Here is a 26,673-nt window from a genome sequence, read left to right on the forward strand (position 1 = left end):
CCCCCAACCCTCACCACCGTCACTCCCCAAGCTCCGACCACTGCGTAACAACTGCCACCATCGCCGCACACAACGTGCTTAAATCCTCCGGTGATATCACCAGCGACGGTGTGATATAAATCGCATCGCCGAACGGGCGGATCCAAACGCCCTCTTCCAAAAATCGCTCGCGCAGCCAACCGACGTGCCGCAGCTGGTCAACCTGAATCACCCCAATCGCGCCCTTCGCGCGGACATCAACCACGCCCGGCAACTCTCGACAGTCGGCCAATTGTTCAGCGATCGCTGTTTCAATCACCCGCGCTTGCTCAAGACGCGGCTCGCGCTCAAACAAATCCAACGACGCATGCGCCGCCGCACACGCTAACGGATTCGCCATGAATGTCGGACCATGCATCAGTGCATGCGCCGGATCATCGGAGAGAAACGCTTCGAACACACGGTCCGTCGCCGCCGTCGCCGCCATCGGCATTGTGCCACCGGTGAGCGCCTTGGACACACACATGATATCCGGCACGACGTCGGCCTGCTCGCACGCAAACATCGTCCCCGTCCGCGCGAAACCCGTCGCGATTTCGTCGGCGATCAACAACACATCATGCGCATCGCACAACTGGCGAATCGTGGCGACGGTTTCGGGCGGATGGAATCGCATCCCCCCTGCCCCTTGGACGATCGGCTCGAGCATCACGGCAGCGATTTCGTCGCGATGCTCGCCCAACAACCGATCGAGCGCTGTTGTCGATTCCTCATCCAGCGGCAAGTCGGTGTTGAATTGCTCTGGCAGAAACCCACGAAAGTGCGCGTGCATGCCGTTCACCGGATCGCAGACCGACATCGCTGTGATCGTGTCGCCGTGATAGGCATGCAAAAAACTGACAAACTTCGTCCGCCCGCGCACACCCCGGTTCAGCCAATACTGCGCCGCCATTTTCATAGCGACCTCGACCGAGACCGAACCCGATTCGCTAAAGAACACACGATTCAAATCCCCCGGCAACAGCGCCGCCAACCGCTGGGCCAATCGCAGCGCCGGTTCGTGATTGATCCCGCCAAACATCACATGCGGCATCGCCTTCAACTGCCGCTCGACCGCCGCTTCAATATGCGGATGCCGATACCCATGACACGCCGACCACCAAGAAGCCAACCCATCAATCACCCGCCGCCCATCGGCAAGAATCAGCGACACCCCGTCGGTCCCCACCACCGGCACCGGCAGCGGCGCGGTCTGCATTTGCGTGTAGGGCATCCAAATGTGTTGGTAGCCGTCGATTTGCCAGGGGGGGGTGGTCATGGTCGGGTGGTTTGGTCGAGAATACTTGGTTTCAATTAGGGCCATGTTATTCAGGTTCGTGCTTCGCCTAGCAAAGTGTGTTTCAATGCCAGGCACGATCACTCGGGTTACGTACCAACGTCATTTGAATTGAGTGACAACAAAAGGCAAATTTGGGTTACGATATCTTTCTTACTGTTTTGTCATAAATGTCTTGAATATGACCATCCTTGACCCCTCCATTTCGTGCCTGTCGAATAAATACACGAAGGTCGCGATCACCAAGTAACACTACGATAGCGTTTCCATTCTGCTGATTCGCAATTCTTTGGATATGTTCGTAGTAGTGATTCTTAATCTCACCACGAAATGCTATCACACCAAAACCACCGATCGGCCTCGATAAGTAATATCCCATTTGTTGAAAATCGCTCGAATCCAATGTTTCATAATTTTTACATTCAAAAACCACCTGTGTTGCACCGTACCGGTTTCTCACCATATTCCAGAAACCAGCATGGGCGACATTTGCGGCAATCCAGTCTCGTCGTACCCTTCCCTTTTTTCCGGGGCTTTGCGGCTCAAGATTCGTAAGAACATGAAATAAACTATATTTAATTACCTGACCGACAACATCCTCGTATTCCGTCGCATGCTTTTCACCTTTGGGAAGGGTACTTAGCTCCTCAGCGAGCGAATCCAGTTTGTCTTGGTATTCCACAAGGTCAATCGAACCTGGTATATCTAGTAAGATCCCCACCTCTCGCAATGTTGCATCTTTCAGTTCGGTTAGCACGCTGTCTCGGAGTTGAAGAGCATCGTGGAACGTTGGGTGTATCTCAATTTGCGTATGATCATCAATTTTCGGCAATGCCTTTGCGCGTGCACCGTGCGAGCGGTAGACGATGTTCGCACTAGGATTTCGTATGCCGATGAAACCGATGTCAAATAATAGTCCAATGAAAGACTCCGGCGCAGAGTTTGCATAAATCCATTTTCCACAAGCAGTTTTTATCTGCTCGTCTGCAATTAGGGCAGCTATGATATCCCGGATAGCCGCAATTGTGTAACATGTAGTCAACCCAAAGAAACGGGCGAGAACGAGCTGAATCTGGTGGAAGTTCTCAGAATATTCGTCGCCAAGGTCTTTTAGTCGACTGTCAGAAAATTTCTTTTTTGCCTCGTGAAGATCCTCGATCTGAACTTGGTTGTGCCTGCGTGCCCTTGCTCCGTCAATTGCGTAGTCGACATACATGAGTACATCACGTGGACGATGTTGGCATTGCTCAAACACCCACTCGTACGAAGAGACACCGTTCTCTAATTCAAAAAAATGGTCCCATGTTGGACCGCCTAGAGGCGTTCTCGTGTTGAACGGCACAAGCAGGCGGCGCTCAACCAATTGCAAAAGGAGCTCACGAGTCCAGTCGAGTGAAACAATCCATGTTTCCAATCGAGCAAACTCGTTGTCTATCTCCCGAACTCTCTCGAAAATATTCTCTCGGCAGAACACCATTGTGCGAGCGAACGAGACTTCAATATTTAGTTGCACTGCGGCATGCATAAGCGCCATCAACATCACGATTGCTTTATCCGATCCATCCCAGTCCTCGTCAACTCTGTCTATTAGAATCCGGTGTTTTGCTATGCCCTCCGAGAGATTGCCCATCCCTAACGCAAGCGCTTTCACTCGCCTCAAATACTTCAACCATTCCTTTTCAGATTTCGACGCGTGTTCATACTCTTCAAGAATTGCGACCAACTTAAAGTCGAAGTCTTCCTCCTGTAATAAACGCGACTCACGTTTTACGTCCCCTACGAATTCATACTCGTTGACATCGCCATTTCGAATCCAAGCGGCGAGAAACTCAAGCAAGAGTGTTCGCTTAAATGCGTGTACGATGGACGTGAATGGGCGCTGTCGCGTGTCCTTAAACTTATCAATACCGTCCGGAAGATTAGCTGACGACAACGTTTGCGGGTGGATAATCGTCGCGCGCTTGTTTGACTCTACAAATCGAGTTATCGCCGTTTTTCCCGTACCTCGACGCCCAACGAAAAGACACTTTTCTCCGGTGGACTCCACAGCCTGTGCCATTGCAGGAGTGTTTACAAAAGCCCATTTATTTTCGAGCAAGGTGTCATACTCGGCGAACGAATGCCCAACCGAAACTCGTGTGAGCGCGTCTTTTGGCAGAACTGGCTGCGGTTTCTTGGAGGATTTTGCCATTCGAAAGCGGCCTCGACGAAAGGGTTGTAAAGTAGGGTGAAATGAGGGAGCGTTGCCTCGTAATTGCACTTCAGCACCTAAATGCCAACCATCTGTTCGCATATTTGGCCATGTGTGGACTTGGACGTCTGGTCAACAACGATTATGGACAACATCTCAGATCGGACGCAACCGTTACGGTGAATTGCCATGGCTCTCGACTGGGGACGGAAGTCACTGCGCCGTAGAAATAATGAGTTAGCCGTCGCGACGTTACCCAACCGCATGAATTGAGTGACCGATTTCCCATCGCAGTCGACGCCGCCCTGCGCGCGATCTGTTTGCGCTGCCTACAAAAATTACCAGCCGATCGTTACGCCTCCGCCGCTGCGTTAGCGCGTGCACTACAGGAACTGGGGCACGGCGACTAAGGGACTGTCGCTGACTTTCGCTTCGGATACTCGATCAATTTCTTCCAATGCACATAACAATTCGGCAGCGTGTTTTGTATTTCCATGACCCCCTCATGGGTAACGTCCGTTTTGGCCAATGACAGATACGACAAACTCGTTAGACCGTGCAGGTGCTTTAATCCCGCGTCGCTGATCCTGGTGTTTGTGAGTGAGAGATACTTCAGGTGTGGCAAAGCTTGGAGGTGTACCAAGCCCGCATCGGTGATCTGGGTGTTTTCGAGCGACAGTTCGCGGAGAGTGGTCAGATTACGCAGATGCTCGAGGCCGGTGTCGTCGGTTCTTGTGTTGTCCAAGCGGAGGTATTTGAGTTTCTTCAGCCCTCGCAAATGTCTTAAACCGTTGTTGCTGATGTACGCATTGTCGAGCGTCAGAAACTCCGCATTGGCGAGATCCTGGAGTTCTTCCAATCCTTTGTCACTCACGACCGCCCCGTCAAGCGAAAGGTCGCGGACGTTGGTCAAGCCTCGTAGTGGCGCTAAGTCGCCATCTTGAACCGTAGTGGCGTTGAGATTGACTTCCCAGACGCGCTCGTACGGTTTGAGTTTATCGTCGCCGATTTTATCCGGAATCCAGCCGGGCCGCTCGGTCTCGGTTTGCGTCTTTCCCCCCAGATCTTCAATCGCGGCAATCGCCCGTTGATTTTGAAAGTGCGGCCACCAGACGATCAGAAATCCGCCGACGACAATCACAATCACAGCCACGATCAGCAGCGTACCGGTCCGTGGAAAACGATTCTTTGCGTGAGGTATCTCAGCCATCGTGAACGCTCCTTAATGTCTGCCCGCGATTGTACCATGCGAGACACGGATTGAAATATCATCCGCACAGCGACCGAAAGATTCGAGCAGCGCCGCATCCAATCATCAACCCCCTCAAGCCTGTCCCCGCAAGCCTCAAGCCTATCTAAGCCCTACGCTTGTCCGCCCGCCGCAATGGGCGATAGGATGAGCGCGGCAGGCTGATTGCCCGGTGACTGATTTCATCAGTCACTGATATCAGCGGCGTTGAAATTGAGTGCGAGAAATAATTGGGGCGAGTGCTACGATGAGTTACGAAGTCGAATTGAAATTCCCCGTGGCCGATCCGCAGGGGCCGTTGTCGAAATTGCTGGAACTGGGCGCCGTCAAGCAGCGCAGCATCGAGCAGCGGGATACGTACTTCGCCCATCCGCAACGCTCCTTTGCCGAGTCGAATGAAGCCTTGCGAATTCGTCAGGTGGGGGATGAAAATCGCATCACCTACAAAGGGCCGATCATCGATCAAGAAACCAAGATGCGACGCGAAATCGAACTCCCCTTCCAAACCGGTGCAGCGGCGGGGCAGAGTCTGCGGGAACTTTTGGAGATCCTCGGATTTACCCCCGTGCACTCTGTGGTCAAAACGCGGGAGACCTATGCTCTCACCTGGCAGGACCGAGATTGCGAAATCTGTGTCGACCACATCGAAGCCCTGGGCACCTTTATGGAAGTGGAAACATTGGCCGAAGAAGCTGCGCTGGGCGACGCCAAAGAGACCATCTTGAAATTAGCAGCACAGTTGGGCTTGAGCGCCCCGGAACGAAGGTCGTACCTCACGATGCTACTGGAACAGAAGGGGATCCCAAGAGAATAGACATAAGGCGACAGAAATACGTCCGAACCGTTCCCTTGTTCCCGCAAAAGTCCTCAAGCCTGTCCCCTCAAGCCTCAAGCCTTCTCCCCATTCTGAATTTTTTCCAATTTTACTCTTGCCAATCTAGGCGGGCGCTCGATATAGTGTCTGTTTGTTCAGTATTGGTCAATTAACGCACAGGAGTGCGAAACAGGCCTCACGGATGCGACTACGCGTTCCCCGAAAGTAGAAGGACGATCGACATGGCGACCAAAGCAGCGGCGAAAAAGGCGGCTTCACGAAACGGCAACGGCAATAGCCACGGCGATCCCAAAATCCTTGATAATGCCCTTTCCCAAATTGAGAAGCAGTTTGGCAAAGGCTCGATCATGAAGCTGTCGGATAGTGCGGCGACGCGAATTGCCGGCATTCCGACCGGAGCTTTGTCCTTGGACCTTGCCTTGGGAGGCCGGGGATTCCCACGTGGCCGCATTATTGAACTGTTCGGGCCGGAATCCAGCGGAAAAACAACCTTGGCCCTGCATGTGATCGCTAGTGCCCAAAAGCGGGGCGGGATCGCTGCGTTTATCGATGCGGAGCACGCGCTGGATCCCTCGTGGGCCAAGCGATTGGGGGTCGACTTAGAGGATCTGTTGGTCAGTCAACCGTCATACGGTGAAGAGGCGTTACAAATCGCCGAAATGCTGATTAAGTCCAACGCCGTCGACGTGATTGTTGTCGACTCGGTGGCAGCTTTGGTGCCCAAGGCGGAGCTGGATGGCGAAATCGGTGATCGGCACGTCGGCCTGCAGGCCCGCATGATGAGTCAGGCAATGCGCAAGTTGACCGGTGCGATTGCCAAATCCAAGACCTGCGTCATCTTCATCAATCAAATCCGCGAAAAAATTGGCGTAATGTTCGGAAGTCCGGAAACCACACCCGGCGGACGGGCGCTGAAATTCTACAGTTCTTGCCGGGTTGATGTCCGTCGCATCAGTACGCTCAAAGATGGGGACACCGTCACCGGCATCCGTATGCGTGCCAAGATCGTTAAAAACAAGGTCGCTCCACCGTTCCGGATCGCGGAATTCGACATGCTCACCGAGTGTGGTATCTGTGCCGAAGGGGATCTTGTCGACTTGGCTTTGGAAGACCGGCTGATTGCCCGCAGTGGGACTTGGTACAGCTACGGCGACGTAAAATTGGGGCAAGGCCGCGATCGCGCGCGGCAGTTCTTCAAGGAAAACCCCGAATTGACAGTCGAACTGCGCGACAAAGTCCTCATACATCGTGGATTCCCGCCACAATCCGTGCTGGACGGTTCAGCGGAAGGGACCGAGGAGACCGGCGCGGAAGAATAGTACTGTTGGCCGTGTGGGGCCGGTCTGCAATTCGCGCTACCACCCCCTTTCCACGTAGATTCCCGGTAAAAGCGACGACTCTACCACTTGTCTCCACCGCAATACCGTGAAATGATTCCCCCAGGACCGGTTGGACTTGGGCCGCTGCCCGTTCGCCGATACCATTGAGGTAGGTCTCGGAACCGACAAACGGTTCCGAGCTCGCTTCGGGATTCCTCAGCGGAGAGTCGTTGGAGACGTATGCCATGGAACATGACCTGCACAATTCCCCCGTGCGGCCTCACACACCGAGAGGCCGTCTCTCGTCGCGCGGGCGTCGAGTGGTCAATACCGCGTCCGTGATCGCGATAACATTGATCGCGAGCCTCTGTCTATTCTCGCCGACTGCCACGGCCCAGGATGTCGATTCGTCGGTGTTGCTGCGCGCTCTGGAACAATCCCTCGTCAAGGCTGTGGAGGTATCGGAAGAATCCGTCGTCTCCATAGCGAGGGAGAAGATTGAGAATATACGTCGAGCAAACCAACGGCAATTCGATCGAATTCAGCGTGGGCGGTTTCAGAACGACAAAAGCGTCGACATGAACCATCCCGACTATATCCCTAACGATTTCGGTTCGGGTGTCGTGCTGGGCGAAATCACAGTCAATGGCGCGCGACGTACGGCGATTTTGACCAATTACCACGTCGTCAAAGGGGCTGAGACCTCGACTCCGGACTCTCCCGTGGTCACTGTGTTGTCAGTTCGTTTTCAGGGAAAACAGCGGGGCATGCAGGCCCAAATTTGGGCGGCCGATCCGCGCAGCGACTTGGCCATCATCACGATCGAAGCCCTCGGCCTACAGCCGATCAAAATCGCCAAGTCGCACACCTTCAAAAAAGGGCAATTCGTCTTGGCATTGGGCAATCCGTTAGCCGTCGCAAACGACGGTGGATCGGCCAGCGTCAGTTGGGGAATCATCAGCAACATCAGCCGTCGCGCCAACTCCGAGGTCGCCAATCCCGACGGCACAGTTCCAGACCCGCAGGGAGTGGGCAACGAACGTTTGTACCACTTCGGCCGCCTACTGCAGATCGATGCCAAATTGAATCTCGGCATGAGCGGTGGCGCACTTCTGAATATCAACGGTGAATTGATCGGCATCACGACGTCATTGGCCGCTCTGGCTGGCTACGAAAAATCAGCTGGATATGCGATTCCCGTGGACGATACGACTCAAAGGGTGATTGAAACGTTGCTCAAAGGGCAGGAGGTGGAGTATGGATTTCTGGGCGTGAGCTTTAAGTCGCCCGAGCAACGGGACTATTTGAGAAATTCCAAACTGAAAGGTGCGCGAATTTCTAGTGTGTTGCCAAATCTGCCGGCCAGCGACAGCGGGCTGATGGAGAACGACTTCATTACCGAAATCGATGGCAAACAAATCCGCAACCGAATTGACCTGATGCGAGAAATCGGCCAACGGGCACCGGGAACCAACGTCCGTTTGCAAATCTACCGCAATAGTCGGAACGCGGAATACAAAAACGTAGTCTTGGGGAAATGGCCCGCCAAAAACGTGGATGAAATCATTGCCCCGATCGATCGTTACGGCGGGGCTTGGCGGGGGCTAGTGGTCGATTTCTCCTCCGGCAGAAGCCAATTTTTCCCTGGACCCACGCAAACTATCCCCCGTGGCGTGCTGGTCACGGAAGTTGTCCGGGATTCGCCTGCCGAGCGGGCACAATTCAAACGGGGGGATTTTATCACCAAAATCGACGACGATGACGTGCAGACTCCTCAAGAATTCCATCGACTCGTCGCCAGACACCCCGCAGCGGTCCGCCTCTTGCGACTCCGCGACAAAGAGTCGCAGCAAATCGTGATCGAACCCCATTGATCAACGGCTGTCTCTTACGCTATGGTTTGGTGCATTAACTACGGCCTTCAGCGACCACCAAACGCGTGATTTCCCTGGAAAAACCCTTCGCAGGGCATCCGCCAAATGCTGGGACGGTTGAGGCACACGACGCCCGTCCGTCGCCACGATATCCGAACTGAATACACTCCCATTTTTCTGCGATATACAACACCACAATGAAAACCGACGAACTCCGCGAAAAATATCTTGAGTTTTTTGAAACCAAAGGCTGCGTCCGACGGCCCAGCGATGTCCTCGTGCCCCGCGGCGACCCAACGGTGCTGTTTACGCCGGCCGGGATGAATCAATTCAAGGACCAATTCCTCGGGATCGGCAAACTCGATTTCACACGGGCAACGACATGTCAAAAATGCCTGCGGACCGGTGATATCGAAAACGTGGGCAACACCGCCTATCACCACACGTTTTTTGAGATGTTGGGAAATTTTTCCTTCGGCGATTACTTCAAGAACGACGCGATCCATTGGGCCTGGGAATTCCTCACCGACAAAAAATGGTTGGGGCTTGATCCCCAACGCTTGACCGTCACGGTCTTTCAAGAAGACGAAGAAGCCTACGGCATTTGGCACGACAAAATTGGACTGAAAGCTGATCGCATTACCCGCGACAACGAACACGAAAATTTCTGGCCGGCCGGCGCACCGAGTGAAGGTCCCGACGGTGTCTGCGGACCCTGCAGCGAGATTTTTTATCACCCTCCCGGCAGCAATGGCAATGTCGAGATCTGGAATCTGGTCTTCACGCAGTTCAACCGCGTGGGCGATCCCCCGGACAACTTACGGCCGTTGCCGAAAAAGAATATCGACACCGGCATGGGACTGGAGCGAACCGCCGCCGTCCTACAAGGCCACGAAAGCAATTTTGAAATCGACACACTCCGGCCATTGTGCGAAGCATCCGCCGCTGCTGTGGGTGTGAAGTATGCTTATGATTCTCCGCACGGACGCGCCGTCCGGCGAATCGCCGATCACGTCCGCGCTGTAACATTCGCCATTTCCGAAGGCGTCTTGCCTGATCGCGATCGCGAACGTTACGTCATCCGGCAACTATTGCGCCGTGCGGTGATGGAAGGTTTCCTGATCGGCCAGCATGACCCGTTTTTGCACACGCTGGTCCCCAACGTGGCTGAAGCGATGCAGGTCCCCTACCCCGAGTTGGGAAAAGAGACGGAAAAAATTGCAGAGGCTATTCGCGACGAGGAAGAACAGTTTCTCGGCACCGTGGAAAAAGGACTGCACAAGCTCGACAGCTATATCGAGAAAGCCCGCGGCGACGGCAAGTCGGTTCTTTCGGGCGACGATGTCTTTGATCTGCACCAAACCGATGGATTTTTGATTGAATTGACCGAGGCGGTCGCCGCCAAACATAATCTTTCGGTCGATCGCCAACGGTTTAATGCCCGCATGCAACGGCATCTGCAGGACAGTGGCCGCGGCGCCTTCGCCGATAAAGTGATGGCCGCCGGCCCGTTGGACGCAATTCGCGAAACGCAGGCGGGGACCGATTTTGTTGGTTATGACGAGACGGCTTCGACCGGCAAGGTTGTCGGCATCATCGCCGAAGGCCGGTTGATCGATGCATTGGAGGAAGTCGGACACGATGATCCGGTCGGCGTGGTTTTGGACTGCACGCCGTTTTATGGCGAAGCGGGCGGACAAGTCGGCGATACCGGCACGCTCACTGCTAACGGTCTGCAGTTTGACGTCGCCGACACGCAACGCGAGGGCGACTATATGGTGCACATCGGGCACTTAAAGTCCGGGACGTTGCAACTTGGCATGGAAGTCTCAGCCGAAATCGATACGGAGCGTCGTTCCGGAATTCGCCGCGCTCATTCCGCCACGCACCTGTTGCATCACGCACTGCACAAATACGTCGGCGAACATGCCCTACAGCGCGGCTCGAAAGTCGACCGTGACACATTGCGGTTCGACTTCAGCCAACCCCGCCCGGTGACTTCGGAGCAGATTTCGCAAATCGAAGATGAAATCAATTCTCGAATCGCCGAAGGCGCAACGGTTTCCGCGGAACTCATGGAGCTCAAGGAGGCCAAAAAGCTGGGGGCCATGGCCTTGTTTGGCGAAAAATATCCCGACCGCGTCCGCATGGTCAGCATGGGAGATTTCAGCAAGGAGTTGTGTGGAGGCACGCATCTGGTCAATACCGGCCAAGTCGGCCTGTGCAAGATCATCTCCGAGGAAGGGACTCAAAAAGGAGTGCGGCGGATCACCGCGCTGACTGGTGAGCGGGCGCTGGAAAAAATCCGGCACGACGAAGCTCTGCTCAAGGAATTGGCGCAACTGCTCAAAACCCCGCAACCTGACGACCTGCCGCAACGAGTGATTGCGTTGCAGGAAGAATTGAAACGGTTGAAACGGGACTTGTCGAAACAGACGAGCCAATCCGCCGCCTCAGCCGTCGATACAATGTTGGAAAACGCGATCTCCGTGGGGGATGTCAAAATCGTCGGGCACGAAGCTCGGGATTGGGACGTCGATATGATTCGAGCTCAGATCGATCAAATCCGCCGCTCAGCCGGTTCATCAGCCGTCCTCATCGGCTCCATTACCGGCGACAAGGTGATCTTGATCGCCGGGCTGAGCAAGGACCTCGTTCAGCAAGGCTTGAATGCGTCCGACTGGGTGAAGACCGCAGCCAAGATTGCCGGAGGAGGCGGCGGTGGACGCCCCGACTTCGCGCAGGCCGGTGCCAAACATCCCGAAAAGCTGAGCGAAGCAATCGCTCACGGCACAAAGTGGCTGCAGGAGCAATTGGAAAAGTAACGCGAGCGACAGACGCATCGCTCAACGAGCAGGTGAGCGATGCGCGGCGTTAATCCTGGTGCGCAGTCATCGTTCAATTTAGGCGTAGAATGTCACTGAATCTGCCAGTGGCACCCGAATTCGTAGCGGTCACTTTGCACTCGTAGTTAGCAAGCGCTCAAGGTTTCGGCTTAGCTATGGCGGGCGGCGATTACTGCTTGTGAGGCGTCGGTTTGTCGTCGGGCGTCGCGTGTTTCCAGGATCAGATTGCGGAAGGTTTCGGGATAAGGAATTCCCTCCAACCGCATAATCACCTCGCCTGCGGCGTTCAACAACTGCAGGTCCGCCGCTCGGTAAAAAACTTGGCCCGCGTCCTGGGCGATGGCGATGTCGTCAATTTCGTTGAGTGACACCTGTTTGAGCATTCGATTGCCCAACGACTTCCAGACTTGAACCGAGCGATTGGTGACGGTGTAACGGGCGCCGAATAGCTTCAGGTAAAAGTAAAGCATAATCGCGCCTGGTGCCGACGGAAGCGGAAAGAGCCAATGCGATAATTTCACGCCGAACAGCTTCACCGGCATCGATTCGTACAGTTTCCCGTGCAGCCGGCCCAATCCTGTGCAGGCGATCGAAGGATAAACCGTCATGACCGGCGTTTCAGCGTCGGTATTCACGCCGGAAATCGGGGGGCGTCTGTAGGCGGCAACTGTCGTCATCTCTGGTCCTTGTCCGCGATTGTCACAGGGTCCGCGATTGCCACAGGCAGGTCGCCCCCACAATGGGAACGCAGCGACTAGGACAGTGGGCGGAGCGTAAAAATCACCAAAACTCAAAAAACGGGGCCAAAATCCTGCCAACGGCAGCAGCATGCACACCGTTGTTTTGCGAAATCAGCTCACAGCAAGGCCCTAAAATACCAAACTACGGCCAACGGTACCAGTGAGTGAAACCCGCCGGAAATATCAAAATCCGCCCTTTTTCCTCTTCCTCTGCTGCTGCGCCGGCTCCTCTTTGTCCTCCCGCACACTTTCGCCCTGGCCCAGTCGCCAAACGCAGCGGAAACCGATTGTGGGCGAACGGGTTCCCATGGGGATACCACTTCTCCGCCAGATCTCCCAACCCTCCTCACTGCCGCGGACCACGCGCACTGTGCGGTCCTTGGAACCGACGGCGGCTCGCGGTCCCTGCGGATTGAGCAACGTGGCGGCGTTGGACTGGTCGAGGGCCATTTGATAACTCTGGGCGGAATACCAGTCTTGGCACCACTCGCGCGCATTGCCTGCCAAGTCCATGACACCAAATGGGCTACGGTCTCCGCGGAACGATTGGATCGGGTCGATTTGCGTCAGCTCGCGGGGCCGATGCCAGATTGGCTTGCCATCGCCCCAAGGATAGGCATAAGGCACACTGCCGCGCGCTGCTTTTTCCCACTCCGCTTCGGTTGGCAACTCCTTGCCGGCCCAACGTGCATATTGGCCCGCTTCACCCCAACGCACACCGGTGGCGGGCAATGCCCCGTCGGCGTCCGAATCCAACCCCTTGGGCAACCGCTGATTATTTGCGCTCAGGTCACGGCGGTAACGACGGTATTGGGCGAACGTCACTTCATGCAGGTCGATGTAATACGAATCCAGTTGCACCTGATGCTGCGGCCCGGCATCTTGCGGCCCCCCGTCCACTCCACGCGTGAACATTCCCGCTGGGATCAAAACCATTTCCGCCTGGTCCTGCAAACTGACGATCCGCTGCGGCCAACCCTCCTCGCTGACCTCCGTCCCTGGAACCGCCGCAAATCCTTTGGGAAGGCGCACCCCCGATCCGCGACTCGTGCGATGAGTCGACCCGGTGTTGGCGGGGGCATACTGTGTTGAGGAGAGCGGCTGTTCTTGCACGTTGATGCTGAAGGACTCGCCCACGGCAAACGGTTCGTCGGCAATTTCAAATTCATCCGCATTCCCGTCACTGGCGAACTCTTCTTCCGGCATCGGCGTGATGGGAATCCCCGGTGGTTTTTTCCGACGACGCGTCGGCTTGGAATTCGAACGGCGCTTGGAGTTGGACTTCTTGGCCACTTTCGGCCGCGGTTTCACCACTCCGCCGGTGAGCGACTGTTTTTCCTCAGCAGCGGGTGGCGGAATCGCTTCGTCGCCCCCTCCACACCCCCACAACAATCCCACGCACAATGCGCTCAGAAACCGGCGAAGGTTCAAACGTTGCGCGCGCCTCCCGTAACCATCGACGGAGCTGAACTGCAATGTCTCCACGAAGACTCCTTTACGGACAATGCGGCCCCGGGAAAATCCGAGGACACTCGAATACAACAACCGGCCTCGACGCTCAACCAGCCTCTATTCTCAACCGCTCAACGGCGGAAAACAAGTCCGATTCAGGCCTGCTGAGTCGCAAATGACCTTCGGCCTGCGCGCAGGCACCAGGATTAGCGAGTGCGTGTGCTTCTGTTTCTTGGCGGCTTTTGCGCCTTTGCGTGAGGTCTTTTTTGAGGAAGTTCGTTTGTCCTATGCAAGAAAGGTGCGTCGCGACGTAGCCTACTTTTGGGTAGAGCGATCGAGGGCTGTTTGTAGATGATCTGGAAGTGCGGGGATATCGGCGAGCTTGATGGCGACCTCCCGGTCGGCGAACAGGCGTACGCGTTTGACGTAGTCGTCGAATTGCGTTTTGGCCAACGAGGCCACCACCGGTGAGACTTGGCTCAACGGACGGTAGACATCTTCTTTGGGAAAATAGATCTCGATATTGAATTCGACCTCGCGGTGCGGGGGCGGGGCATCGATGATCATGTCGGTCGCCGACACTGACAGTCCGGCAGTTTCGTTGAGGATCGCCGCCAAATGCTCCGTACATCGCACCAGAAAATCAAACGGTCGCCGCGCAAGTTGTTCGTACAGTTCTGGCGATTGGTACAAGCTGAATTCAGCCACGCGTTTATAGATTCTTCGTTGCGGACCGAAAATCCCATCCAACAATTTCTCACACGGCAAGCCAGCCGCCTTATCCTGCAGCAAATGAATTGTGTCGGCTTCGCTTTTGCGAAAGATCTGTTTCAAATCCAAATCGCGATGCAAATCATAAAACGCGCGGGCAAACATCGATGTCGCCGAGCGAACCGTGTGGTGCCAATACACCTCCGAGAACATGATGTAACGGGCAAACACCATCAACTCGGCGGCTGCTTTGCCCTTAAAACTGATCGCTAAACCATCGCCCGCCTCGTTCAACAGCAGCGATTGAATCAAACGGCTTTTGTCGAAGTTGCGGCCATACGGCACGCCCACATGCAGGCTGTCCCGCTCCAGGTAATCCATCTTGTCGATGTCGATCGGCCCGGAGAGAATCGACCGTAATAACCGCAAGCGGGGCGAATCGGTACGGGCGACCAATACGTCCAACACTTCCTCTGGATCAATATTCCACACCTCGCGCAGCACCGTCGACAGTTCGCTCCCCTCGGCAAGAAACTCAGCGGCGAAGTCCTCGTGCGGCGGCAGATCGGAGAGCAGCATGTCTTCGATGGGATGACAAAACGGCCAATGCCCCAAATCGTGCAGCAGCGCCGCTACCATCAATACCTCGGCGGAGTGCGAATCGACCAGCGCACAAAACCGTTCATCGCGGCCCAACTGCCATAGGTACCGCAGCGCGTTGTGGAACACTCCCAAGGCATGTTCGAATCGTGTATGCATCGCCCCGGGATAGACACGATTGACCAGCCCCAACTGAGTGATCGTCGCCAGCCGACGAAACTCAGCGGTATCGATAATCGCCTTAACCCGCCGCGTGATCGGCACGTCCTGCTCAGTAGGAATCCGTATCAACCCAGAGCCGGCATCGAGGCCAACAAGTTCGGGGATTTCTAGGAGGGGGTGTTTCATGGTGGGGTCATCATCTTAACTGCGTTCAATTCTCAATTTCCAAACCGACGGCATCTACATCGTTTTCGGACTACAGACTAATCAACACGCCGTACGCCGTCGACCGAAGCTGATCATCGACCTGCGGATGGTACTCGATTTTTGAATTCACTAAAAATAGTCGCTAGGATACTCCTTGAACAATCGAGCAACCAATCTGGAATATTCAAATTCTTGACGAAGGGAGTTTTCTATGGGAGTCGTGAGAGAAATCGTTGGAGCGTCGACCCCTGGAGAACTGACGATCTCGCGCAGTCGGTTTGCGAATTATATCGGAAGAGATTTCATCGATCGAAGTATTTATTGGGGGTGCTCGTTCCTTCCACGATTCGCGCACAAAGTCCCCTATATCGGCAATAAAGCGTACCGCTGGGCGCAGGTCGTGGAGTTCTTTTGGGGAGGTTGCTTGGTTCCAGCGATCGTCATCGATGCGGACCGGAGCTATGTGGCAGTATTTTCTAACCTCACGGCCGATGGAAGGCATCCGGTTCCGGTCATTAAAGTTATTTCCGAAGGCCTACATCTCATTACTTCAACGCCGGTCAAAAACGGGTCCAAATTCGCCGCGACATCAACTTATCTCGCGACTCCTGAAAGCTGGAAGCTAGGTCAGTGGAGCGACTTTCACCCAATGGTCGTCGACTGTCTTGTTGATGATCCTGAAGATTGCGAACATGCGAAACAACGGATCGACAGGGACTCCTGGGATGCTCTCAGAATTTCTTTGGAGCGATTGGGGCCAATTCGGAAACCAGGACTCTACCACGTTGATTTGTCTGACTTGATGTGGACAGACGACTAAACGGCATCGGGCGCGAACAACTCCGACACAATATCCGCCAACACACTGTCGTTCCCCTGCGCGGAGGCCTCCTGCATCGCCGACCACAGCAAGCTTCCTTGGCCGACGGCGCGTTGCATGGGCTTGGAGATGTGTTCCAGCGATAGCGGTTTGGATTCGGCGTCTTGGATGGCCCGTGACAAGCCGCTGGGGATTTGGGCAATCGTGTCGACGGTTTGAAAATCGACCATGCCGACCAGCAGCGGGTTGTCGCGACCGGCGATCAAGGTGCGGACGTCTTCTTTATAGGCGATGAGCGGCTTGCCCAACGTCCAAGCCATCGCTGCTTCGGAAACGGCCCCTTCATCGGGTGTGCGGCCGTTAAGGTTCCAGACCATGCAGTCGCATTCTTCGACCAACTGATAGACATCCAGCGCGAAGATGGCGGCGTGCAGAAACTGAGCGGCCTGCGGCGCTGCCCAACCCCGGTCGATCAATTCCGCATGAATGAATCGAAATTCCATCCCGTCGCGGTGCGGCAGATAGACTTCGCAACCGAAGTCACACAGACAATCGGCGATAGCGGTCATTTCGTCCCGCTCCGCTTGATTGAACAGCGGCCCGGCGCAATAGACGCGGTGCAGGCCTGTTCGTCGTGAATCAATCATCGCTCGGTTCCATCCGCAAGTCGTTTTTTTGCTGACTGTGGCTGTGAGAGTCGTAATGAGTCCCGATTATAGCGTGACGAGCGAAATCGCAACGCAGAATTTGTGGATCATCCCGTTTTTTGCGAGCGTCGAAAAAGCCGTCACGGTTTCCCCACAGGCGGATATTATCGTAGCCTGGCGCAGTTCCGTCCCTCCAGATGCAATGAATGATGCCAATCCTCAAACACCCCCCGCGAACGTTTTATTTCTCCGCCATTGCCATCGCGCTGCTGTTGGCGGCGGCCGCTCTGCCCTTTGCGCACCATTATTACGTCCAACGGTCACTCATCAACGAGGTCGAAGGCTATGGCGGATCGGTGGTGATGGAGCCGGGCGGGCCGACATGGTTACGAAGTTGGTTGCCGCGTGAATTGACGTACTGTTTCGATACGCCACGAGAGATCCATTTGGGCAACTCGGCAGTCGACGACGTCTGGCTGGCCAATTTGCGCGAATATCCCAGCCTTGAAATGCTGGGGCTGGCCGACACAAACGTCACCGATGCGGGGCTAATTCACCTGTCCGACATGCCCCATTTGCAGGTGCTCTGGCTATCCAACACAGCAGTCAGTGATGCCGGGCTGCCGTCGCTACGGGGCTTGCCAAAATTGGTGCTCTTTTATTTAGACGGCACGCGCGTGACCGAGACAGGGATCACCACGCTGAGCGAGCGATTATCCCACGTGGATATTCAATGGTGAACGCCCCTGCCATTCCCGCGGCTAGCAATGCCGTGGGATGACACCCCAAAGTCCTGTCGCCTACGGATGGAATTCGGGGATATCCCAAACATTCGTCCCATCAGCCATGCCCTGCACGTGCGTGGCGATGTTTGCGACAATCGCTTCAATCATCGCCGCTCCCGCTTCGGCCGTGGCTTCGAGCGGTTCTTTGTCCTCTTGGTCTTGCATCGCATCATGCCGCACGTTTTCTGGGAAGGCGTGCAGCGCAAAGGCGGTTTCGAATTCCTGCGCGTGGCCGGGCCAGCTTTTGGTTTTCAAATTCGCTTCCGCAACCTCTTTGGGAAGAAAATCCCAGTAGGGATGAAACTGCAAATTGATTTCGAGTCGTTGTTGAAATTGGCCCCAGATGCCGTTGCAGGGGGCGACGTTTCCGCCGTGGCCATTGAGCACCAGAATGTTTTCAAAACCAGCGTGATGCATGCTGCGAATCGTATCGAACAGCACACCCAACCAACTCCCCGGCATGGCGGTCATCGTGCCAATGTGCCGCATATGGTGTTCGCTGATGCCGATATTCATCGACGGGGCGACGAGCGTATAGGGCTGCGTCCGCCGGGCGACTTCGGTGGCGACGTGCATCACGCTCCGATAATCATGCTCCATCGCCAGATGCTCCAAATGTTGCTCCGTCGCCGCAACGGGTATGATGCAAACTTTCAATTCCCCCGCTTGCATGCGTTCGCGGAATTCCCGGCGGGTATGTTTAGCGAGCAAGAGTTTATTGTCATCAGGAGTCGGCATGGAAAAACCTCGCTGTGAAAAAACTCCCCGACAACATCGGGGTGAGTATGTTAAAAACAGTCCTCGTTCCCAAACGGGGATTGGGAACGAGGAAAAAAATCAAGGGTATTCTGTCGAGTCAGCCGTCGATTTTCACTCGGCAGATTCGTTTTTTGCCGACACGCAGTAACATTCCGTCGGCGACAGTGATCAATGCGTTGGGGTCGTCCAGACGCTGCTTTTCCTCACCGACGTAGGCTCCTCCCTGTTGGATCGACCGCCGCGCGTCGCTGGTGGACTTACACAGACCGGCGGTGACCAACAACCGCGCCGCCGGCAGTTGCCCCTCCTGCAAGTCAGTGGCGGCAATGGGGGCGGTGGGAATGTCCTCATTCAAAGCGCCTTGACTGATCTCGCGTTCCCAGCGCTCGGCCGCTTCATCCCCCGCGGCAGCACCGTGGTACTGGGCGATCACCGTTTTGCCCAACGTTAATTTCGCTTCCTTGGGATGTCCGGCGAGAAGCGTGTTGATTTCATCAAGTGGGATTTCTGTGAGCAATTCGTAGAACATTTGCATGCACGTGTCGGGCAACTGCATGAATTTTTTCATCATCTCGTAGGCGGGTTCGGAGATGCCGATGTAGTTGCCTAGGCTCTTGCCCATCCGCCGGACGCCATCGGTGCCGACCAGAATCGGTGACATCACACTCACCTGCGGCGCGAGATTCGCATCCTTTTGCAGATCCCGAGCCAACATGAAACTATAAAGCTGTTCGGTGCCGCCCAGTTCAATGTCGGCGCGAATTTCGACCGAATCCCAGGCCTGCATCACCGGATACAGGCATTCGTGCAAAAAGATCGGCTGCTCGGACTTATAGCGCTTGCTGAAATCGTCGCGCGTGAGCAACTGCGCAATGGTCACCTTGCCGCACAGGTCCAACACGTCGGAGAAATTCATCTTCGCAAACCAATCGCCGTTGCGAACAACTTCCGCCTGCGACAAATCAACAACCTTGCCGACCTGTTCGAGGTAATCCTTGGCATTGGCTTCGACTTGGTCTTGCGTCAGCCGGGCGCGGGTTTCGTCGCGGCCGCTGGGATCGCCCACTAAAGCGGTGTAATTGCCGATAATGATTACCGCTTGATGACCGAGTTCTTGAAACTGCCGCATTTTTCTGAGCGGGACCGTGTGCCCCAAATGCACGTCAATTCCCGTGGGATCGATGCCATATTTGATCCGCAGCGGCGTGTTTGTCTTGCGACTCTTTTCGAGTTTGGCTGCGAGTTCCTCTTCGGGGACGATTTTCTCGACACCACGGCCAATCACGGCCATTTGTTCTTCAACGGCAGGAAACGACATAACACGGCTTTCAAGCAACAAAAATGGACAAACATTCTCTCAGCCCCCAGATTGCTGCGGGGCACTCTGATATATCACGCCCTCCGGCACGCATCCAGTCAGCGGCATGAAAAAGCGGACTGCCACCTCTCTTGAGCCGACCTGTAACCATGCAGATGCTGTGTTCTGCGATGCAGTGCCCAATTTAGGGTGCCACTGGCGCAGTTGCGACCGAATTCCCGTTGGACCAAGAAAACCGCATGGGAATTGCTTACAATCCATGCGACGCGTCCATTGTCATTTTCAATCGCAGATTGCGGAGCACGATTCATGTCCCGTTCGTCTTATGTTCACTCCCGACTTATAGCGACCATGATTGCCGCTGTGGCCATGATTGCCGCTGTGGCCATGATCACAGCGGTTGCTCATGCCGATTCGCCTCCAACACCGCCGCAATTGTTGGATGCGTCTCCCCCGAGCAAGAATATTCTCAGCCTGCCGGATGGGTCATTGGAAATTTTGTATTTACAGCGGGGCAAGCAGTGTGTTTCGATTCGTTCGACCGATGGCGGCGAAACATGGAGTCAGCCGCACGCGGAATTTCCGTTCACCAAACCTAGTTCGGGGATTCCGGTCACGCTCGTTGATCGTGATGGGGAACTGCATGCCATTCTCACCGTCCGCCGCGGGGACGGCAGAAAACCGACGGTCGATTATTTCATCGACATTTGGCACTGCCGCACCTCAAAGGAGCGCACCGAGTGGAGTGAGCCGCAGCGAATTTTTGCCGGTTATGTCGGCTCGCTGAATGGCATCACGCAATTGCCCAGCGGGCGGATCGTGCTCCCACATCAGTATTGGGTTCCCGGAAGAAAATCAACGCCGCCGACCGGGAGTCATATTGTGACGACCACTTATACGGACGACGGTGGAAAAACTTGGACGCAGTCGCCGGCCGAATTGACGGCTCCCTGTGCGGCGAATTACATCGGCAGCAACTACGGTGCCTGTGAGCCTTGTATGTTGCCGCTCAAAGATGGCCGCGCGTGGATGTTGATGCGCAGTCAAACCGGTTCGATGTATGAATCGTTTTCGCCTGACGGCGCCGACTGGACACCGGCGCAAGCCTCGCCATTCATCGCATCCAATTCGCCGGCCAGTCTGCTGCGACTGAGCGATGGGCGCATCGTGGTGTTTTGGAACAATTGCGAGAATCCATCACGCGTCGACGGGGCTCCGATCTATACTTCGCGTGATGCGCTCCACGTGGCCATCTCGGAAGATGAGGGCAAAACCTGGCAAGGTTTTCGCGAAGTCGTCCGGGACCCTCTCAGAAATGAATCGCCCCCCAAACAAGGGGACCGCGGCACGGCGTATCCCTATTCCGCGGAAACGCCCGAGGGGGACATTGTCCTGGCAACCGGACAAGGGGGCGGACGGATTACTTTGATGCGCATCGATCCGGATTGGATAACAGCATCAACCGCGGCGGATGATTTTTCTGGTGGACTGGAGGGTTGGTGCACGTTCAAACCCTTTGGACCAGCAGCGCGCTATTGGCGCGACCGCACCGCTGGCCCGGTGCTGATCGAGCATCCCACCCAGTCCGGCAAACAGGTATTACACGTAAGACGGCCGGATGAAAAACCTGCGGACGAGGCCGTTTGGAATTTCCCCGCCGGGCGTACTGGACAGTTAACATTGCGATTGAAGCATCAGCCCGGATTCCAGGGAGGGCGTATTGCCTTGGCTGATCGTTTCATTCCCCCGGGAGATCCGGTCACGGACAAACTCGCGGCATTCGTGCTGCCGCTGTCGGCCGAAGGAGAGATCGCGGATCAGGATTGGCATACCATACAACTGTCCTGGAATCTCGACGATCGCATCTGCCAGGTGAAGATCGATGGAACGTCAACGACGGAACTCCCACTCGTCAATTCCCAGAGCGGTGCGGTGAGCTACCTCCGCTTGGCTTCGACAGCCGATGATGTCGACGAAGCCGGCTTTCTGGTTGAATCGGTTCGCGCCGATGTGACCGCCCCATAGAAGGGTTGCGAGTTCATCATGGAGAGTGCGATCCATCCCGCGGCTTTGCCTGTTGCGGAGTTACTGCCTCGATGCGAAGTCACGCGTACCCGCGGCAGCGGGCCGGGAGGACAGCATCGTAACAAGGTCGAAACGGCGATCATCCTGTTGCATCGGCCGACCGGGACTCACGGCGAAGCCTCCGAGCGACGCAGCCAAGCCGAGAACCAGACCGTTGCCCTGTTTCGGCTGCGGATCAATTTGGCGCTCGCGGTGCGCATGAAAAAAACCACCGACGGCGAACTCAATCGAGTGTGGACATCCCGGATTGTGGGAGGCCGCATTAGCATCAATCCAGCACATGAGGACTTTCCTACGATGTTGGCTGAGGCGCTGGATTGGATCGAAAGCTGTGAGTTCGATCTCAAGGCAGCCTCGGAGAAACTGGGCTGTACCGGCTCGCAATTGACAAAATTCTTGAAGCGCGAACCGCGGGCGTGGAGTGGCGTGAACGCCAATCGAAAGTTGTGCGGACTGCATCCGCTGAAATAGCCCCAGTAAATTTCGCCGAGGCTGACCGCAGTTGCTAATGCAAGTCAACACCGGTGGCAAACACGCACCTCGCGCGTTATTGCTGCAAAACGCGACCCGCCCCGCGCACGTTATGGAAACTCGTTTCAAGAATCCATCAGTTGTCGGATTTAGCTGGTTCGACCCGTTGCTGAATTCGTTCAGCGATGCCTTGGAGTTGCTCCTCGCGGCATAACTGAAGAACTTGCAATGCCCAAAGTTTGCTTGGGTTCGACTTGCGACCACTCAGCAAATGGCTGAGGTAAGACCGACTCACATGGGTGCGACGTGCAAGTTCGGCTGCTCGAATTTTGAGCGAGTCGAGGATTTCTTGGATATCGCCTGCTTCGACGTACGCCATCCCCAACACCTTTCACAAAAAAGGAAGACTCAGTGAGAACCAAGCTCAATACCCGTTGGTGTGCTGCATTTGATTTGCTTTTGCATGGCAAACACAATCACGCCCTCGGCGTTTGCACCTCGTTCTCGACCATTTTGTGGGGTCACGTATCGGCCAACGCGCCGCGTTCGTCTATGTGGCTGCGTGTCGCCGAATCTGTGCACCCACAAAACCACGTCGGTTACATCACGCTTGATAACCGTCACGTGGGTATACACGTGCCTGAATTTTAGGCGCAGGATGACGAAGTAAACAAGCCCAGAAATTCATTTTGCACCAACAGTCAACAAAACCGATTGCTTCGTAGCAATCGGGCAAACGAGGTGATTTCTCGATCTGCGTCGCCGCTCTACTGCAGTATTCGCAACTGGGTGTAAGCGGTGCGGACTATTGATATTGCCGCCCTGCGGGGGGCTTCGGCTCGATTTGTGGACGTGGTTCCTCGTGTGCGGATTTAATGATCTGCTCCATCTGTTGCACGACACTTGGGTGGTCGGCCGCCACATTCGTTTTCTCGCCGACATCGGTTTGCAAGTCGTACAGCTCCAACGGCAGACCGGCATCCAGGCGGATCGCTTTCCAATCTCCCATGCGTACGGCCTGTAACAACCGCTCGTGGTTGTTGGGATGCTCCCAATACAAATAGTCATGTTCCGCCTGCGCGCGACCCGCCGCTTTTTCACCCAACAGCGCCGGCACCACCGACAGACCATCGTTTTTTTGCGGCGCATCGGTTTTCGCAAGCTCGGATAATGTTGGCAGCACATCGGCGAAATACCACACGTGATCGTTCACGCTACCGGCTTTGATATGCCCCGGCCAGCTCGCGATCATCGGCACACGAATTCCCCCTTCGTACAAATCGCGTTTATACCCCCGGAGCGGTCCGCAGGCCTGAAAGAAGTCAGGATCCGAAGGGCCTCCGGTGGCACCGTTGTCGCTGGTGAAAAACACCAACGTGTTCTCATCCAATTTCAATTCTTTCAACAGATCCAGAATTCGTCCTACGTCGCGGTCCATGCGCGTGACCATCGCCGCTGTCGCTGCTTTGGGGTGCGACTGGGCGGCATAGTCGTCTGGGAAGCCAACTTTCTTCCGACGACCGGTATACGGTGTTTCCGGATACTTGCCGCGAAACTCCTGCAGAGAATCCTCGGGCACCAACAGTTCGTAGTGGGGAATTGTGAGTGGGAGATACAAGAAGAATGGATCATCTTGCTCTGCTTGTTCGCGGAGAAACTGCATCGAGCGATCGACGATGACATCGTGCGTATACTGCCCGCTGAAGCCGTCGTTCCCCTCTAAGACAAACTTCTCATCCTGGTCCCACAAGAACTTGGGATAATAAAAGTGAGCATGGATCTGATGCAGATAGCCGAAGAACCGGTCGAAACCTTGCTTGTTGGGAATCCCGGACGTGCCATGTTCGCCGAGTCCCCACTTGCCAATACAAGCAGTGCGATACCCGACTCCCTTGAGGACTTCTGCTACGGTGACGTCGGAATCAGCTAAGGCAATGCCGCCGGTGTTTCCGCGAACCGGCGTATGTCCGGTGTGCAGCCCGGTCATCAACACACTGCGTGAAGAAGCACAGACAGTGCAGCCGGCGTACACCTGCGTAAACCGCATCCCCTCCCGCGCCATTTGATCAATCCGCGGCGTGCTGTATTTTTTTTGCCCATAACAGCTCAGCCCGGCATACCCCAGGTCATCAGCCATGATAAACACAAAATTCGGCCGCGCGGGCGCAGCCTCTGCCGCCATGACATGCGTTGCCGAAAGACAAACCAACAACCCCACAAACAATCGCAGCCGCACGAAACAATCCACCATGAAATTTATCCCCCGGAGAGTAAGGCCGAGCCGCCCTACACTCGTACTATAAACTAGCCACAGATTAACACAGATTAACACGGATCAAACACAGATCAAAAAAGTAGGGTGCGTCGCGACGCACCTTTCTATGTAGGACGAACGATTCACAACCACAAAAATGCACAATATCTGTTTTACTGGTTCCCAAACGGAGTTTGGGAACCAGAACGCGATACCAATGTGCGAAGGGAGCAAGGAAACTTCGCCTTGAGGCACCAACAATCTATAATAACCCCGTCGTGCGCAAATCGCATCCGCTGCGGCAAGGAAACAATACTCGTGACCCCCTCGATATGCCCGCTCTCTCCGACAGACCTGCGACTCACCGCACCGATGCCCGGTTTCTATTGCGCTTCGCTGCCACAGTGACGAGTGTGGCGGGGACGGCCGGGGTGTTGGCTTGGATGCTGATCCACGTTGTCGGCGCGACGCCCCATCCGGGACGTGTCGTGTTTCCCGTCGCGCTGTTTGCCAGCACGGCATTACTGGCCTGTGGGAGTACGGCGATGCAACGCGCCTTGCTCGCAATCCGCCGTGAACGCCAACGCCTCTGCCGCCGCCATTTGTGCCAAGCCATGCTGGCCGGGACGCTCTTTTGCGGCGTGCAAAGTTATGCGTTGTACTGCCTGATCCAAAACCAAACCCCGTCAACCGCCCAAGCCGATGCCAACGCCTTCCTCATCGTATTCGCCGGCCTGCACGCAATGCACTTTTGCGTGGCAATGCTGTTTGTCTGCTACATCGCCGTACGAACCTTCGCGGGACGTTACGACCACGAATACTATCTAGGAATCACCCTCTGTACGTACTTCTGGCACGCACTGGGAGTGGTGTGGATGGTGATTCTGGGAGTATTTGTGATGGCGTTAGGGATGCAGTGACTTTGAGGGCGCTATTCCGCTGGCGGTATCCAAAATATTGCGCAATTGGGTAGAGCTATCTGGAGTTTTTCTACGCCTGTTTTTGTGACCTGGGTATTTTTGAGCCACAGCGTTTTTAACTGGGTAAAACCTTCAAAATGTTCAATCCCCATGTCACTGACTTGGGTACCATCCAGTGATAGGTATTCCAGGTTGGTCAGCCCATAGAGGTGCTCCATTCCAGCATCCCCAATTTCGTTGTAGTCCAGCGATAGGTATTCAAGCTCGGCGAGTCCCTGCAGTTGTCCAAGGCCTGCATCACTGATGGGCGTGATGGTTAAATCCACTGAGGTGACTCTCTCGAACGCTGCCCAATGCTTTGACTCCGGTGCCTCTGGAATCCAAGCGGGGTAAACATATTGTGACTCGACTGTGCCTTCTAAATCCTTAATTGCAGCGATCGCCGTTTGATTGCGATGATACGACTCCCACACCGATAGCACGCCACCGCCTATCAGCAACACCACCGCAATCAGCACCAACGTGCCCGTGCGTGGCAGTCGACTCTTCGGCTTTGAAGCGGACATCGCGAATTCTCGCTCTTACTCAGGAGCGTCGGTGGGTTTGTTTTCGTTGGGCGTTTCAGCGGGGTGGTCTTGTTGGCCAGAAATTCTCCTCCAGCCCGGCAGATGATGCAACGCCAGGATTCCGAACACGATCAACGAAGTAAGCGTGGCCAGCAGGTACATACCAAAACCGACGGCGGTGCCGCGGCGGCGGTGGCCCAGATTGTGGCTGCGGTGGTCAGACCCACGGTGCGGCCGCGTTCGCGGAGGATGATGCCGGCTCCCAAAAAGCCGACGCCGGTGACGATGTTGGCCGCTAGTCGCGACGGTTCGGCTCCGGGGATGTGCGATGAGATGAGGGCAAATACGCACGAGCCAAGTGCGACAGAGGCATAGGTCCGCATGCCCGCTTCACGCCCGTGCCACCCGCGTTCCCAGCCAATAAAGCCGCCCAGGACCGCCGCCACGACTGCACGGACCGCATACAAGGATTCTAATTGCCAGTCCAAGGTCGATGTCCTTAATGTTGTCTCGGTTTGCTTTCCTGCGACCAGTCTATCAAAATAAC

22 protein-coding genes are annotated in these 26,673 nt (G+C 55.4%); 9 read left to right on the forward strand and 13 right to left on the reverse strand.

Features of this window, described 5'->3' with window-relative positions; translation table 11 throughout:
* Nucleotides 1-19: 19 nt before the first annotated feature.
* The 3 genes from CA54_RS02290 to CA54_RS02300 all read right to left on the reverse strand — a co-directional run bounded on the left by CA54_RS02290 (nucleotide 20) and on the right by CA54_RS02300 (nucleotide 4,716).
* The gene (locus tag CA54_RS02290; protein ID WP_146372249.1) at nucleotides 20-1,297 is read right to left on the reverse strand and encodes an adenosylmethionine--8-amino-7-oxononanoate transaminase; all 1,278 of its coding nucleotides are present in this window, start codon (nucleotides 1,295-1,297) and stop codon (nucleotides 20-22) included.
* 157 nt (nucleotides 1,298-1,454) lie between these two features.
* Nucleotides 1,455-3,506 carry a P-loop ATPase, Sll1717 family gene (locus tag CA54_RS02295; RefSeq protein WP_146369251.1) on the reverse strand — a complete coding sequence of 684 codons (2,052 nt, stop codon included), beginning with the start codon at nucleotides 3,504-3,506 and terminating at the stop codon, nucleotides 1,455-1,457.
* A 406-nt stretch (nucleotides 3,507-3,912) separates the two neighbouring features.
* The gene (locus CA54_RS02300) at nucleotides 3,913-4,716 is read right to left on the reverse strand and encodes a leucine-rich repeat domain-containing protein (RefSeq protein ID WP_146369252.1); all 804 of its coding nucleotides are present in this window, start codon (nucleotides 4,714-4,716) and stop codon (nucleotides 3,913-3,915) included.
* A gap of 286 nt (nucleotides 4,717-5,002) precedes the next feature.
* On the opposite strand from CA54_RS02300, the gene cyaB reads away from it, so the two are divergent.
* From cyaB to alaS, 4 genes are all read left to right on the forward strand, one after another.
* Complete coding sequence (gene cyaB, locus CA54_RS02305; protein ID WP_146369253.1) at nucleotides 5,003-5,569, forward strand: class IV adenylate cyclase; 567 nt, start codon at nucleotides 5,003-5,005, stop codon at nucleotides 5,567-5,569.
* Between the two features lie 242 nt (nucleotides 5,570-5,811).
* A complete protein-coding gene (gene recA, locus CA54_RS02310; protein WP_146369254.1) occupies nucleotides 5,812-6,909 on the forward strand; it encodes a recombinase RecA in 1,098 nt (365 codons plus the stop codon).
* A 245-nt stretch (nucleotides 6,910-7,154) separates the two neighbouring features.
* Nucleotides 7,155-8,783: a PDZ domain-containing protein gene (locus CA54_RS02315; RefSeq protein WP_146369255.1), complete on the forward strand. Its 1,629-nt coding sequence runs from the start codon at nucleotides 7,155-7,157 to the stop codon at nucleotides 8,781-8,783.
* 197 nt (nucleotides 8,784-8,980) lie between these two features.
* The gene (gene alaS / locus CA54_RS02320; RefSeq protein WP_146369256.1) at nucleotides 8,981-11,608 is read left to right on the forward strand and encodes an alanine--tRNA ligase; all 2,628 of its coding nucleotides are present in this window, start codon (nucleotides 8,981-8,983) and stop codon (nucleotides 11,606-11,608) included.
* Nucleotides 11,609-11,778: 170 nt separating this feature from the next.
* On the opposite strand, the gene CA54_RS02325 is transcribed toward alaS, so the two are convergent.
* From CA54_RS02325 to CA54_RS02335, 3 genes are all read right to left on the reverse strand, one after another.
* Nucleotides 11,779-12,306, reverse strand: a complete 528-nt coding sequence (locus CA54_RS02325) for a PH domain-containing protein (protein WP_197532139.1) — start codon at nucleotides 12,304-12,306, stop codon at nucleotides 11,779-11,781.
* A gap of 246 nt (nucleotides 12,307-12,552) precedes the next feature.
* Nucleotides 12,553-13,854 (reverse strand): formylglycine-generating enzyme family protein, encoded by a 1,302-nt coding sequence (locus CA54_RS02330; protein WP_146369258.1) that lies wholly within the window; start codon nucleotides 13,852-13,854, stop codon nucleotides 12,553-12,555.
* A 282-nt stretch (nucleotides 13,855-14,136) separates the two neighbouring features.
* Nucleotides 14,137-15,480: an HD domain-containing protein gene (locus CA54_RS02335; protein WP_146369259.1), complete on the reverse strand. Its 1,344-nt coding sequence runs from the start codon at nucleotides 15,478-15,480 to the stop codon at nucleotides 14,137-14,139.
* 232 nt (nucleotides 15,481-15,712) lie between these two features.
* On the opposite strand from CA54_RS02335, the gene CA54_RS02340 reads away from it, so the two are divergent.
* On the forward strand, nucleotides 15,713-16,321 hold the full coding sequence (locus CA54_RS02340; RefSeq protein ID WP_146369260.1) for a DUF3239 domain-containing protein: 609 nt from the start codon (nucleotides 15,713-15,715) through the stop codon (nucleotides 16,319-16,321).
* On the opposite strand, the gene CA54_RS02345 is transcribed toward CA54_RS02340, so the two are convergent.
* Nucleotides 16,318-16,968, reverse strand: coding sequence for a nucleoside 2-deoxyribosyltransferase (locus tag CA54_RS02345; protein WP_146369261.1), 651 nt, complete (start codon nucleotides 16,966-16,968; stop codon nucleotides 16,318-16,320). The genes CA54_RS02340 and CA54_RS02345 overlap by 4 nt on opposite strands.
* Nucleotides 16,969-17,174: 206 nt before the next feature.
* Here CA54_RS02345 and CA54_RS02350 point away from each other — a divergent pair, with 206 nt between their 5' ends.
* Nucleotides 17,175-17,708, forward strand: a complete 534-nt coding sequence (locus tag CA54_RS02350) for a hypothetical protein (protein ID WP_146369262.1) — start codon at nucleotides 17,175-17,177, stop codon at nucleotides 17,706-17,708.
* Between the two features lie 60 nt (nucleotides 17,709-17,768).
* On the opposite strand, the gene CA54_RS02355 is transcribed toward CA54_RS02350, so the two are convergent.
* Both CA54_RS02355 and tyrS read right to left on the reverse strand, forming a co-directional pair.
* Complete coding sequence (locus CA54_RS02355; RefSeq protein WP_146369263.1) at nucleotides 17,769-18,491, reverse strand: creatininase family protein; 723 nt, start codon at nucleotides 18,489-18,491, stop codon at nucleotides 17,769-17,771.
* Between the two features lie 118 nt (nucleotides 18,492-18,609).
* Nucleotides 18,610-19,830 carry a tyrosine--tRNA ligase gene (gene tyrS, locus CA54_RS02360; protein ID WP_146369264.1) on the reverse strand — a complete coding sequence of 407 codons (1,221 nt, stop codon included), beginning with the start codon at nucleotides 19,828-19,830 and terminating at the stop codon, nucleotides 18,610-18,612.
* A gap of 309 nt (nucleotides 19,831-20,139) precedes the next feature.
* On the opposite strand from tyrS, the gene CA54_RS02365 reads away from it, so the two are divergent.
* Together CA54_RS02365 and CA54_RS02370 are read left to right on the forward strand one after the other, a co-directional pair.
* The gene (locus CA54_RS02365; RefSeq protein ID WP_146369265.1) at nucleotides 20,140-21,855 is read left to right on the forward strand and encodes a sialidase family protein; all 1,716 of its coding nucleotides are present in this window, start codon (nucleotides 20,140-20,142) and stop codon (nucleotides 21,853-21,855) included.
* A gap of 18 nt (nucleotides 21,856-21,873) precedes the next feature.
* Nucleotides 21,874-22,386: a peptide chain release factor family protein gene (locus CA54_RS02370; RefSeq protein WP_146369266.1), complete on the forward strand. Its 513-nt coding sequence runs from the start codon at nucleotides 21,874-21,876 to the stop codon at nucleotides 22,384-22,386.
* A gap of 136 nt (nucleotides 22,387-22,522) precedes the next feature.
* On the opposite strand, the gene CA54_RS02375 is transcribed toward CA54_RS02370, so the two are convergent.
* Both CA54_RS02375 and CA54_RS02380 read right to left on the reverse strand, forming a co-directional pair.
* Nucleotides 22,523-22,765 (reverse strand): helix-turn-helix domain-containing protein, encoded by a 243-nt coding sequence (locus tag CA54_RS02375; protein ID WP_146369267.1) that lies wholly within the window; start codon nucleotides 22,763-22,765, stop codon nucleotides 22,523-22,525.
* Between the two features lie 426 nt (nucleotides 22,766-23,191).
* Entirely contained in the window at nucleotides 23,192-24,637 is a 1,446-nt protein-coding gene (locus CA54_RS02380; RefSeq protein ID WP_146369268.1) for an arylsulfatase, read from the reverse strand.
* 335 nt (nucleotides 24,638-24,972) lie between these two features.
* On the opposite strand from CA54_RS02380, the gene CA54_RS02385 reads away from it, so the two are divergent.
* Nucleotides 24,973-25,560, forward strand: a complete 588-nt coding sequence (locus tag CA54_RS02385; protein WP_146369269.1) for a cytochrome c oxidase subunit 3 — start codon at nucleotides 24,973-24,975, stop codon at nucleotides 25,558-25,560.
* An 11-nt stretch (nucleotides 25,561-25,571) separates the two neighbouring features.
* On the opposite strand, the gene CA54_RS02390 is transcribed toward CA54_RS02385, so the two are convergent.
* Both CA54_RS02390 and CA54_RS02395 read right to left on the reverse strand, forming a co-directional pair.
* The gene (locus CA54_RS02390) at nucleotides 25,572-26,126 is read right to left on the reverse strand and encodes a hypothetical protein (protein ID WP_146369270.1); all 555 of its coding nucleotides are present in this window, start codon (nucleotides 26,124-26,126) and stop codon (nucleotides 25,572-25,574) included.
* Between the two features lie 131 nt (nucleotides 26,127-26,257).
* The gene (locus tag CA54_RS02395; RefSeq protein WP_197532140.1) at nucleotides 26,258-26,614 is read right to left on the reverse strand and encodes an MgtC/SapB family protein; all 357 of its coding nucleotides are present in this window, start codon (nucleotides 26,612-26,614) and stop codon (nucleotides 26,258-26,260) included.
* Nucleotides 26,615-26,673: the final 59 nt, after the last annotated feature.

Origin of the sequence: Symmachiella macrocystis (assembly GCF_007860075.1) — a bacterium.
GTDB lineage: Bacteria > Planctomycetota > Planctomycetia > Planctomycetales > Planctomycetaceae > Symmachiella > Symmachiella macrocystis.